Genomic DNA, 12,111 nt, shown 5'->3' on the forward strand with positions numbered 1-12,111 from the left:
ATTACGATTGTGTAGATTGCTGTTATTAGTCTTCAGATATTACTGAAGAGTTTGTTTTAGCTTCTTCTGTTTTAATTTTATTCAATTCGGTTTGTGCTTCTGTTTTTACATCTTCAAAATTGCTGAAATTTTTGATAACACTTTCTAGAATGTATGTCGCTTGAAACGCGTCACCTAAGGCATAAAAATTCTTAGCCATTACGACTAAACCTTTAGCTCCATAATATTTATAACCGGAATAATCTTTAGCTAAACGTTGTGTCACTTGGTTAGACTCTGCGTATAAACCATCTTTATTTTTAAAATATGCATTATAGTATAGTGCTTCTGCTGCAGTTTCACCTGTTGCAAACGTTTCGACTTGTGCATAAGCTGCTCTTGCTTTAGCAGCATCGTTAGTTTTAATTGCCGAACGTGCAATAATAACATGCGCATCACTTCTAATTTTGTTATCTAAATTACCATTACCTAGCACTTTTTCCGCGTAAGCGACCGCTTGATTATAGTAATTTAATTGATAATTAGATTGCATTAAATTAGACTGAGCAAATAAACTGTTTTGCGGAAAGTTTGCTTCTGCCTCTAAACGTTTTAAGGTTGGTATTGCTGCATTCCAATCTTTTTTATCTAACTGAATTTGAGATAAGCGCAATAAGGCTTCTTCTGAAAATTCGCTTTGAGATTTACCGACTACATAAGCATAATGAGGCTCTGCATTAGATTTTAAATCTTTTTTAAAGTACAATTGTGCTAAGTAAAAATGAGCTTGAGTGGCATGTAATCCATTAGAAAACTGATTTAAATACCCATTAAATTGCTTTATGGCATCATTTACGTTTTCGTCTAAATATTGTTTTTCTGCTGCTTGATACGTTGCGTTGTCTAAATCTGCGTCTGTAACCTCTACAAAATCTAAAGTTCTAACCCAAGATGCATACTCATCCACTTTACCTAAATCTATATAAATTAGTCTTGCTGTTGCTACTGCTTGATTAGCTTCTGGTGTACTTGGATAGTCCTTGGCAACAGCCTTAAAGGTTGTTAATGCTTGTTGGTTTTGACTCGCGTTATAATAGACTAAACCTTGACGTAATTGAGCCTTGCTTGTAAATGGACTTGTACTATATTCTTTTTTTATCTGACTGTAAATAGCAATTGCTTTAGCATCTTTACCTGCTTTTACGTAGCTATTACCTAAAGCATACATAGCATCATCACGTAATTTTGATGTTGGGTATTTTGCAATAAATTGTTCTAATTGATTTGTTTGATCACCTTCTTTACCAATGTAACCGTAGCTCATCGCTTTTTGAAAATACGCATAGTCATTTTCAATTTTACCTACTTGCATCGCTTTGTCATAAGCAGCTATAGCTTCATTATATCTACTAGACACAAAATATCCATCTGCCAAACGTAAATAGGCATCGTTTAACCTAACTTTATCGGTTTGATTTTTTTGAATAAATTGATTAAAAAACACTGTTGATTGATCGTAGTTTTTTTGCTTAAAATAAGTGTAAGCTATATTGTAATCTAAGTTTTCAAATTCCTTTGTTGACGAAGCTTCACCTTGTTGTTTAAATTGTTTAAATCCAATTAAGGCATCTTCGTAGTTAGTTAGGTTATAATCTGTTTCGGCTTTCCAAAATGTTGCTCTTGCAGTAAATTTTTGATTTTGTTGTTCTTTCAAAGATTTATCAAAAAGGGTTTCTGCCTCTTGGAATTTACTTTCGTTATACAATTCTAACCCTCTGTAAAACGCTACTTTTTGTAACGCAACTTTACTCTCAAAACTATTTTTATTTTTCAATAACTCTAAAGCTTCCTTGTAGTTTTTAGAGGTAATGTACGAGTCTATTAGTAATACCTCAACCTCATCTTTGTATTGTGTATCTGGATATTTATCTAAATAACCTGTTAGTATTTGAGGTACCGATTGATAAGCGTTACCAATTTCGTAACTAATTTTAGCGTAGTTTAACCAAGCGTCTTCTTGGATTTTTAAATCGTAATCCATTTGAGAGGCGTTTCTAAAAGCATTTAACGCTTCTTGTTTTTTGCCTACATTAACATAGCTTTCTCCTAAATGATAGTAAGCATTTTGAGCTACACTATTATCTGCACTTACAATTTTGTTAAATTCTGAAATGGCTTTATCATAATCTTTTTGCTTGTAGTAAGCGTAACCTAATTGGTAATAATCTGTATTACTCCATTTTCCTTTTTTACCTTTATATTGGGTTAGGTATGGAATAGCTTCGTCATATTTTTTTAAGTTGAAATAACTTTCACCTATAATTTTATTTAATTCTGAAACTTCGTCTCTATCACTAGTCTCTAGTTTAGATTTAGCTAGCTCTATTGCTTTATCAAATTTCCCTAATTTGAAGTTTAAATCAGCCTGATAGTAACTTAGTTTTTCTTTATATTTTTCTTCTTGACCAACTTGTTCAAAATACTTATTAGCTCCATCATAATCATCACCTTCATAGGACATAAAACCTAAATAATATTTAGCCTGAGAACCGTACTTTTGAGAGGTCTCTACACGTGTTAAATACTTTTTAGCATCTTTATAGTTTTTAGTTGTAAATGAAGCATAACCATTATTAAAGTTATAAGATTCCTTATCTGCTTTGGACAGTCCATTCTCGTCTACTTTTGCATACCACTTTTGAGCATAGGCGTATTTACCATTAGCAAAATAATATTCTGCTACATCTAAAAATGCTGTATTTTTTTTGTACTAGTTGGATAATCTTCTACAAAACGCTCCATTAAAACGTCTGCATTTTGCTGATTTAATCTTATGGCTGCATTTGCAATATAAAACGCGCAATTACTTTTTACGTTTTGGTCATTGGTCTCTTTTTTAATCTGACTAAACAAATTTTGAGAGGCTAAATATTGCTGACTGTTATAAAGCTGTAACGCTTTTTGATAATCGCCTAGACTATTGGTATAAACTGCAGTTTCTTGTCCAAGTAACTGGAAACAAAAGACTATGGTAATGAAAAATGTAAGCTGTTTTTTTACTAACATTGATACTATTTTTAAATTCAAAATCAAAGATAAATTAATCTATATCTCTAACGATAGATTTAACTAATAATTATAAACCGACTTATATATTATCAAAAAAAGGTAGAATTAATTATTCTATATTTACAGTCTTATTTAAAACAATCCCATAAATGTCTATTAAGAATAAATTACAACATTTAATAACTAATCATGCAGGATTATTAGTTAATAGTTATTCTTTATCAAAGACCAATTCAACACAAATATAAAGTCTGTTTTTTAATCATTAATTGCCTATGGAAACAATAGTAGATTTTGTTTTCCATTTTTCCCATTAATTGTTTACTTTGTCATCAATAATATTTGGTCTTACAAAGACGTTATTACTTCAAAAAAATAAACCTTTTTATGTCAAACACTGTCTTAGAATTAAAAAACGCCTCTATTTTTCAGGGTGAAAGTCTAATCCTTTCTGAAGTTAATTTAGAAGTTAAAAAAGGAGAGTTTGTTTATCTAATTGGTAAAACAGGTTCTGGTAAAAGTAGTTTTATGAAAACCTTATATGGTGATTTAAAATTATCACAAGGTGAAGGACATATTGTTGAGTTTGACTTACCGACTTTAAAGGAAAAAAATATTCCGTTTTTACGAAGAAAACTAGGTATTGTTTTCCAAGATTTTAAATTATTGACTGACCGTACCATTAATGACAATTTACTATTTGTACTAAAAGCAACAGGTTGGAAGGATAAAACTAAAATGAATGAGCGTGTCGCTTCTGTTTTGGACAAAGTTGACATGAAAACTAAAGGTTTTAAATTTCCGCATGAATTGTCTGGAGGAGAGCAACAACGTATTGCAATTGCACGTGCGTTGTTAAATGATCCTGAATTAATTTTAGCAGATGAGCCTACTGGTAATCTTGACCCACAAACTAGTATTGAGGTCATGGAAGTATTACAAGACATTAATAAAAATGGTAACACAATATTAATGGCTACTCATGATTATGCTTTACTTTTAAAATATCCAAGTAAAACATTAAAATGTGACGATAACAGAATTTTTGAAGTGGTACAGCGTAAGACTACTGTATAATTTGGTTTAAAATTACTGTACATTTTTTAGCACCTTTAACATTAAGGTGATTAGCATCAAAAAAATCTGAATCATCAAATCGGTTATCTTCAAACAAGTTGATATACGTTGTATTACTATTGCCTAATGCTAAAGCATTTGCTGTATCGTAAATTTTAGCTACTTTTTTAGAATTTACTAAATTTACATATCTATAATTAACTGGTAAACTTACTAAATACACGTTAATATCTCTAGACTGACATTGCTTGATAATTTCTTGGATCCTTTTGGTGTTTTCAGTAAAATCTAACAATCCATCTTCATGGTTTATAGTAACCCGTTTGGCAAAACCATCTAAATCTTTAGTGCTATTTTTAACTAAATTAGTTGTAATAAATCCATGAGTATCACTAGTTACTAAAGTACCGTCTTTAAAATAATCTCTGACATATTTAATGGTTTTGGATAGTTTGTGTACTAATGCAAGACTATGTTGTTTTAAATCATATTTAGAGATCAAAGGAATGTTTAATCCCATTTGGTTTTTATAAAAATACTTTCGCCATTTTAAGTCTAACTTATCATCTACCTCACTTAGCGTTGTATAAGCTACAGTTAAAATAATGTTTTTTAGTTTAGGAAAACTATCCACATGTTTTTCAAACAATAACTTATCAAAATATATAGATTGGCTAACATTAGAAATATTAAAGGTTGGTCTGTCAAAACCTTTGGGATCTATTCCATAAAAAGCATGAGAATCGCCAAAAACAAGTGTTTCTATATTACCATATTGCGTTTGTATTTGCTTGTTTTTATATGAATAATTATTTGGAACATACCTATAAAAACATTCTATAGCAACGAAAACTAAGAGTAATGGAATGGCAAAAAGTAATGCGTTTTTAAAAAAGGAATTCATTAATTAAATAATAATATCATTTGTAAATATATCACTTTGAAAATTATCCACTTGTCTATTTATAAATCTATATTAATGCTTAGATTTGAAAAACTGCAACAGCATATTAAAACTGTAGGTCCATAACAAACCAAATAACCAAAATTAAATAAATATAATGTCTTTTTTTTCTGTAATTATACCGCTTTATAACAAGGAAAAATATGTTTTAAAAACTATTACATCTGTTTTACAACAAAGTTTTCAAAATTTTGATATTGTAATAGTCGATGATGGCAGTACGGATAGAAGCTTAGCACTAGTTAAGAGTCTAAATAATGACAAAATAACAGTCATCCAACAAGAAAATCAAGGCGCATCCATAGCAAGAAATACTGCTATTGCAGCCTCAAACGGAAGCTTTATTGCTACATTGGACGCTGACGATATTTGGGATAAAAATCATCTATTAGAACTAAAAAGATGCATAGACACTTGTCCTGAAGCTGTACTATTTTGTACCAATTATAATATTAAGCGTCATGATGGGTTTATAACTAAATCTAAATTTAATTTTGAATATGACAATAGTTGCTTGATAATTAACGACTTTTTTAAAGCTAACATTATTAATTTTATTCCTACTTCATCTTCCGTTGCTTTTAAGAAACAGGACTTTTTAAAAGTTAATGGATATAATACTAAATTAAGAACAGGACAGGATATTGATTTGTGGATTAAATTTGGTTTAATTGGCAAAATCGCTTTTAATCCCAAAATAACAATGCTCTATAACTTCTTTGATCAATCTAGTTTATCAAATCGTGATTATAATGAGGACAGATATTTACTAATTAATAATTATAAAAATGAAGCACAAAACAACGCATCATTAAAAAAGTATTTAGACATAAATAGATATGCATTAGTCATTCGTTATAAATTATTAGACCAACCTATTGACGCTAAAAAAGTAAAGCAAGACATCGATTTTAAAAATTTAAACTATAAACAAAAAGTCCTTGTAAATTGTCCTTCCTCTATTTTAATTGGATTAAAAAAGCTTCATAGTTTTTTAATAAAAAATAACATTTACTTATCAGCTTTTAAGTAATTCAAATTCGCTATAATCTCTAACATAATCCTCTTCATTGTAAACCTCAGAAGCTAAGACTAAGCAAACTGCTCCTGAAGAAAAATTTTCAAGTTCCCTCCAAATACCTGGTACAATCATTAACCCTTTATTAGGCTTATTTAAACTGACTGTTTTAGTGTTTTTACCATCTTTTAAAATCACATCAAAACTACCACTTAAGGGTATTAAAAACTGAAATAAAGCTTTATGAGCATGACCTCCTCTATAAGCATCACTAGGTACATCGTATAAATAATACACGCGTTTGATATCAAATGGAACGCAATCTTTTTCTATAACTGACAAATTACCACGTCCTTCTTCATCAGTGATTTTAGGTATTTCTATAATAGATACTGCGTTTACAGTCGTTGATTTTAATTTCATTTTAAGACTTTTCAATTCCTAATTTAACTAGATTTTTATAAGTTGAAATTCCTTTTAAACCTACTTTAAATTTTTTAATAATTTGATTTGTTTTTATTGCACCTTGCTTATGTACAATGTATAAATATTTACATAATTTTAAATATCCCAATACACCAGAATATTTGTAATATAAGGCACTTCTGGCATATACTAATTTGTCATTTCCAGAGTCTTTGCCTGAACTAAAAAACGGATGCGACAATATTACCTTGGGCTCAAATATAGTCTGCATTTTTAATTTTAAAGCCTCTCGCATAAAAATATATTCGTCTGCGGTTTCAAAAGTGGACCCTAATCCAAAATTGACATTAAAAAGTAGACTGTTTTGCTTTACTAATTTAGTATTAAACGTAATCACTACAGAGTTAACTTCTTTAATGGACTCTAAATCATGACACTTAACTTGAGGATAATTTTTAAATAAATTACCTTCAAAATCTTCCATTTTAAAAGTTATAATAGCTACATTAGGGTTACTATTATATGCTTCTAAAATAATTTTATCAAAATCTGGCTTAAATTTAACATCATCATCTACAATTAAACATAACTGACCAATCGTATTTTTTATTGCCATGTTTCGGCTTTTAGCCAAACCTTTTTCAAAACTATTTATCACTCTAATATTATCCACAGTCGACTCCAAAATGTGAGATTGATCTGTTTGATTAATTATCAGGATGTTATAGTTTTTAAAAGAACTATTTGGAAACATATTTGATAGAAAATCCATGGATGTCTGAAACATTGTTGCTACTAACAACTCTAATTTTACATCTTTCTTTTTGGCATTGCCCATTAACTTCTATCTTTGAAAACAAATGTATAAAATATAAATGAAGATATTATTAATTGGCGAATATAGCAGACTACACAATTCTTTAAAAGAAGGTTTGATTGCTTTAGGACATCAGGTGACTTTAGTTAGTTCTGGTGATGGCTTAAAACAATTTGAATCTGATTATCTGTTAACTTCAAAAATCAAAAATAATCGCTTTTTAAGACTATTAAACTCTGGATTAATTAGACTTTTTGGTGTTAATTTGATTCAAAATGAATACTACCAGCAGTTTAATAAATTATTACCACAATTTAAAAATTTTGATGTTGTCCAATTAATAAATGAAGATGCACTTGGCGTAACACCAAAACAGTCTATAAAATTATACTCACAGCTTTTTAAGCAAAATAAGTCTATCTATTTATTGGCTTGTGGAGAAGATCATGTAACCATAAATTATTTTTTAAATCCAGCAAATGGCTATTCTGTTTTAACACCTTATTTAAACAATACTGCTTTAAAAAACACTTTTAATTTTTCGTTAAAATACACAACAGATGCTTATAAAAACTTACATGAGTTTATAAACAAAAACATTAATGGTGTAATCTGTTCTGATATAGATTACCACAGAGCTTATATACACCATTCTAAATATTTAGGGTTAATCCCAAATCCAATTAATACAGATTTATTAGAGTTTAAACCATTAAAAACAGAGGGTAGAATTCATATTTTCCATGGTATTAACTCGACATCAGGTTTAAAAAAAGGTGCCAATTATTTTTCTGAAGCGTTGCAAATTATTGCTAATAAATATCCTGAAAAAGTTAGCATATCTAGCACTACTGACCTACCCTATACTAAGTACATACAAAGTTACGATCAAGCACATATAATATTAGATCAAGTCTATTCATATGACCAAGGATACAATGCATTAGAAGCCATGTATAAAGGTAAAGTGCTATTTACAGGAGCAGAAAAAGAATGGATACAATATTATAACTTAAAAGAAAATAGCGTCGCTATTAACGCCTTACCTAATGCTGATTATTTAGTTGAAAAACTTGAATGGTTAATTAATAACCCAAATCAAATACAAATTATAGGAAGTCATGCCAGCGCATTTGTAAAGCAACATCATGATTACATTTCAATAGCACAACGTTATTTAGATACTTGGAATAAAAACTAGTTAATCCTCTTCTAATTTATCCGGAATTACACCAAATAATGACGAATAGAAAATTAGTAAGATAATAGCGTAGTACATAACATAAGTTGCAAAATGTGCCATATTAGCTCCAACTAAACCAAACTCGTCTATAAAATACTTGCTAGTAAAGTACAATGTTGTAACTGAAAAAGCTTCGGTAATTATATAATGCCAAAACATACGTTTCGCTAAAAATTGGTAAGCTATAACAATTGAAAGTACTTTGATAAAATCGCCTAATAATTGCCATAAAAACAAGTCTTCAACTGGTCTAAATTCTTCAGTAAAAACTAAACTAACAATAAAACCTCTTAAAAAATAGACGACGATTAAACCTAAAGCAAATATTGGAATTATTGTTTTATAAAAACTAAACACCTCTTTTCTAAAATCCTTTATATTGTCAATTTCAGAGAATCTAGGTAAAATATACATGGTTAATAATGTACTTACAAATAATAAGTAATATTTAGAAATCCGATTCATTGCTTCCCAAAAACCAGCTTGTTCTAAACCTATATTATCAATAATATAACTTCTAATTAATATTGCAACTAAGGGTAAAATAATTGCAGAAAACAACGCCATTCCTGAGTATGACCCAAGCTTTTTAGCAAAGTTTAAACTAAAATTACTGGCTTTAATTAATGGAATAAAGTTTTTTCGGTTTGCAATACCTACAAGTGTTATTAAAAAAATAATGGACTCTGCTATCACAACTGCGATTAATGCACCATCAATTTTTTCTTGCCAAATCAGTAAAATGGTAATAACAGCACCTAAAATTTGACCAAAAATATTAAATACAATCAAGTATTTATATTTTGCAAAGCCATTCATTATGGAAAAAGCAAACATATTTAACGCGTAAAACGGAAGTGCCATAGAAAATATCCTAATAACGTACGCGTAATTGTTGTAGTCTTTAAAAATTAAATCATTAATAAATTCTGCTTTAAAATAAACTAGAATAGACATTAATAATGTAGAACAAAATCCCATGTAAAATACGGTAGAAATTGTTTTACTTAATTGAAAAGCATCATCTTTAAACTGAGCGATATACTTTACAACACCTTTGTAAAGTCCTAAAATGGATAAGGATTGCACAGAACCTACAAAGTTACGTAAGTTACCAACCAATGCCATACCCTCTGAACCCACAAATAATGCTATAAATTTGGATGTTAAAAATCCAGCTATAATTTTTACAATTACAGATACAGAATTAAGGGAAGCTACCTTAACTAGGACATTATTATTTATGTAGTCTAGAACTTTTTTCAATTAGTAATTATTCAATTTTTCAATCACTGTATCTACCTCTAAACTAGTCATTATTGGACTAATAGGTAAGCTTACACAAGTTTCGTGAATTTTTCTGTTATTGGAAATTTTAAATGGTTAAATCGTTGAAGCGCAACTTGTTTATGTGGCGGAATAGGATAATGTACTGCTGCTTCTATATTATTTACTTTTAAATAGTCTAAAAACTGTTGTCTATTATCCACTAAAATCACAAATAAATGAAATACATGATTTTTAGTACCATCATAAAAAGGCAGTTTTATTTTAGTATTGTTGATTTTGGATATATATTGTTTAGCTATTGATTGCCTATGGCTGTTATCATTTTCTAACGCTTTAAGCTTTATATCCAAAAACAAAGCTTGTATTTCGTCCATTCTGTTATTAACACCAAGTACTTCATTTTCATATTTAGTACTAGTACCATAATTTCTTAATTTAAAAATCATGTCAGCTAATTGGCTATTATTGGTGGTAATTGCACCTGCATCTCCTAAAGCCCCTAAGTTTTTACTTGGATAAAAACTAAACGCTGCAGCATCTCCTAAATTTCCTGCTTTTGTATTTAAACTTTTATGTAAAGCTCCATGTGCTTGTGCTGCATCCTCAATAACTAATAAATGTTTTTGATTTGCTAAACTATTTATAGCTTCCATATCACTAAGTAGACCATATAAATGCACTACTAAAATAGCTTTAGTTTTATGGGATAAACTTTTTTGTATGTCTTTAGCTTCAATATTAAAGGTCATTGGATTAGGCTCCACCAATATTGGTTCCAACCCAACTTCTAACAAAGCCAAAATGGAAGCAATAAATGTATTAGCTGGCACAATAACTTGGTCTCCTTTATTTAATATACCAAGTTCCATATATCCTTTAAAAATTAATACTAAGGCGTCAAAACCGTTACTAACACCAATACAATGTTTAGTTCCGCAAAAGGCTGCATAGTTAGTTTCAAAGGTATTAACACCATCGCCTAATATGTATTGACCTGTACTTAAAAACGAATCAAATTGGTTTTTAAATTGAGTCTCAAATCTTGCGTTTATTTTTGGTAGGTCTAAAAATTTGATCATATAAACACTGAATTTAATAATTCGTGATTTTTTGTGCTAACGCTGTAAAAGTCTTGCACAATCATTCTTGCTCCAAAACTTTCTTTCCAATACAATAGTCCTTTGTTAATATTTAGTCCATTATTTACATTTGATGTACCAAAATCAAAAAATAATTTATCCTTAAAAACGGTATGTATTAAATACTGAAACAATACATCTAAACTACCAAGTTCTTGCTTATCACTATTAGCCGAAATGTACTGCGCATGTGCGACATTTTTAGTTTCAAAAATAGTTGTTCCAGCTACAATGGTATCGCCTTTATATACATTAAACTGTCGTATATTATTTGGAAAATGGGATTGCAGCAATGTCATTTCTTCTAAGGTATGCACTGGTTTGACATTATGTTGTGCTTTTAGATTAGGAATTAAAATAGCATTCCAAAAATTTTCTAAACTGCTTTCCTCCTTTACTACTAAATTATGGGCTTGCCCTTTTTTAAACCCTCTTTTTCTGTTACTAGAAATAGATTCTGGCATAAAGTTATAATCAATTACAGATAATGCATCACGCCTTACTACACTAGCTTTTAGTAAAAACATTAAATAGGCTAACTGACTGTCTGGTCCTGAAGCATAAATTGAAGGTAAACTCTTAATATTTAAATACAATATATTGTGATCTTCTAAAAACTGTAAAAGCAATTTAAAGACCTCTAAGACTTCATTAAATTTTAGAGCCTTATGTGTTACCAATCCACCATACGTTAATCCTTGATGAGAATGTAGTGTGTCACCAACCTTATTTGCTGGTAAAATCGCAATTAGTTTTTCACCTTTAAAAATAAGCACTGAAAAATCATCAAATCGTTCTTTATGGTATTCCATAAAATTTCGATTTAATAAAAATGTTGCATTGTTGGATTCAGTAATAAAACTGTTCCAAAGCTTTTTATGTTTAGCGGAATATATGGTTAAAGAAAAAATAGCGCACTTTTATTTAAGCAATGAAAGTACTAATTTTTATTGAAGAATTTACTATAAAAATAAGTTATAGCCAATTGCTGAATAAATATAAGGGTAGACACAGTATGTACCGCAGTAAACCTAAATTTAAAAGTATGAAACTGCAAGTACTTTGATTAACCAATTTTAGATCTTTCTT

9 protein-coding genes and 1 pseudogene are annotated in these 12,111 nt (G+C 29.4%); 3 read left to right on the top strand and 7 right to left on the bottom strand.

What is annotated here, in order from left to right; all coding sequences use genetic code 11:
• Nucleotides 1-25 precede the first annotated feature (25 nt).
• Nucleotides 26-3,045 (bottom strand): annotated as a pseudogene (locus tag AC0L3M_RS07890) (tetratricopeptide repeat protein).
• 390 nt (nucleotides 3,046-3,435) lie between these two features.
• Between AC0L3M_RS07890 and AC0L3M_RS07895 the strand changes: the two are divergent.
• Entirely contained in the window at nucleotides 3,436-4,125 is a 690-nt protein-coding gene (locus tag AC0L3M_RS07895) for a cell division ATP-binding protein FtsE (RefSeq protein WP_473432420.1), read from the top strand.
• On the opposite strand, the gene AC0L3M_RS07900 is transcribed toward AC0L3M_RS07895, so the two are convergent.
• Nucleotides 4,115-5,029 (bottom strand): hypothetical protein, encoded by a 915-nt coding sequence (locus tag AC0L3M_RS07900; protein WP_473432421.1) that lies wholly within the window; start codon nucleotides 5,027-5,029, stop codon nucleotides 4,115-4,117. The genes AC0L3M_RS07895 and AC0L3M_RS07900 overlap by 11 nt on opposite strands.
• Before the next feature lie 157 nt (nucleotides 5,030-5,186).
• Here AC0L3M_RS07900 and AC0L3M_RS07905 point away from each other — a divergent pair, with 157 nt between their 5' ends.
• A complete protein-coding gene (locus AC0L3M_RS07905) occupies nucleotides 5,187-6,122 on the top strand; it encodes a glycosyltransferase family 2 protein (RefSeq protein WP_473432422.1) in 936 nt (311 codons plus the stop codon).
• Here AC0L3M_RS07905 and AC0L3M_RS07910 read toward each other — a convergent pair.
• Both AC0L3M_RS07910 and AC0L3M_RS07915 read right to left on the bottom strand, forming a co-directional pair.
• Nucleotides 6,108-6,530 (bottom strand): sugar 3,4-ketoisomerase, encoded by a 423-nt coding sequence (locus AC0L3M_RS07910; protein WP_145002616.1) that lies wholly within the window; start codon nucleotides 6,528-6,530, stop codon nucleotides 6,108-6,110. The two genes, AC0L3M_RS07905 and AC0L3M_RS07910, sit on opposite strands and share 15 nt — an antisense overlap.
• 1 nt (nucleotide 6,531) lies before the next feature.
• A complete protein-coding gene (locus AC0L3M_RS07915) occupies nucleotides 6,532-7,371 on the bottom strand; it encodes a glycosyltransferase family A protein (protein ID WP_473432423.1) in 840 nt (279 codons plus the stop codon).
• A 37-nt stretch (nucleotides 7,372-7,408) separates the two neighbouring features.
• Here AC0L3M_RS07915 and AC0L3M_RS07920 point away from each other — a divergent pair, with 37 nt between their 5' ends.
• On the top strand, nucleotides 7,409-8,551 hold the full coding sequence (locus tag AC0L3M_RS07920; RefSeq protein ID WP_473432424.1) for a glycosyltransferase: 1,143 nt from the start codon (nucleotides 7,409-7,411) through the stop codon (nucleotides 8,549-8,551).
• On the opposite strand, the gene AC0L3M_RS07925 is transcribed toward AC0L3M_RS07920, so the two are convergent.
• The 3 genes from AC0L3M_RS07925 to AC0L3M_RS07935 form a co-directional block, all read right to left on the bottom strand.
• Complete coding sequence (locus AC0L3M_RS07925; RefSeq protein WP_341588136.1) at nucleotides 8,552-9,859, bottom strand: O-antigen translocase; 1,308 nt, start codon at nucleotides 9,857-9,859, stop codon at nucleotides 8,552-8,554.
• 71 nt (nucleotides 9,860-9,930) lie between these two features.
• Complete coding sequence (locus AC0L3M_RS07930) at nucleotides 9,931-10,962, bottom strand: DegT/DnrJ/EryC1/StrS family aminotransferase (protein WP_473432425.1); 1,032 nt, start codon at nucleotides 10,960-10,962, stop codon at nucleotides 9,931-9,933.
• Entirely contained in the window at nucleotides 10,959-11,834 is an 876-nt protein-coding gene (locus AC0L3M_RS07935; RefSeq protein WP_473432426.1) for a GNAT family N-acetyltransferase, read from the bottom strand. The genes AC0L3M_RS07930 and AC0L3M_RS07935 overlap by 4 nt, the downstream gene beginning before the upstream one ends.
• Nucleotides 11,835-12,111: the final 277 nt, after the last annotated feature.

The sequence above is a fragment of the Olleya sp. KJ81-1 genome, assembly GCF_055808135.1.

Coding starts and splice junctions, on each gene's coding strand:
- AC0L3M_RS07905 (WP_473432422.1), top strand. CDS start 5,187: ATGTCTTTTTTTTCTGTAATTATACCGCTTTATAACAAGGAAAAATAT.
- AC0L3M_RS07910 (WP_145002616.1), bottom strand. CDS start 6,530: ATGAAATTAAAATCAACGACTGTAAACGCAGTATCTATTATAGAAATA.
- AC0L3M_RS07935 (WP_473432426.1), bottom strand. CDS start 11,834: ATGGAATACCATAAAGAACGATTTGATGATTTTTCAGTGCTTATTTTT.
- AC0L3M_RS07915 (WP_473432423.1), bottom strand. CDS start 7,371: ATGGGCAATGCCAAAAAGAAAGATGTAAAATTAGAGTTGTTAGTAGCA.
- AC0L3M_RS07895 (WP_473432420.1), top strand. CDS start 3,436: ATGTCAAACACTGTCTTAGAATTAAAAAACGCCTCTATTTTTCAGGGT.
- AC0L3M_RS07930 (WP_473432425.1), bottom strand. CDS start 10,962: ATGATCAAATTTTTAGACCTACCAAAAATAAACGCAAGATTTGAGACT.
- AC0L3M_RS07920 (WP_473432424.1), top strand. CDS start 7,409: ATGAAGATATTATTAATTGGCGAATATAGCAGACTACACAATTCTTTA.
- AC0L3M_RS07900 (WP_473432421.1), bottom strand. CDS start 5,029: ATGAATTCCTTTTTTAAAAACGCATTACTTTTTGCCATTCCATTACTC.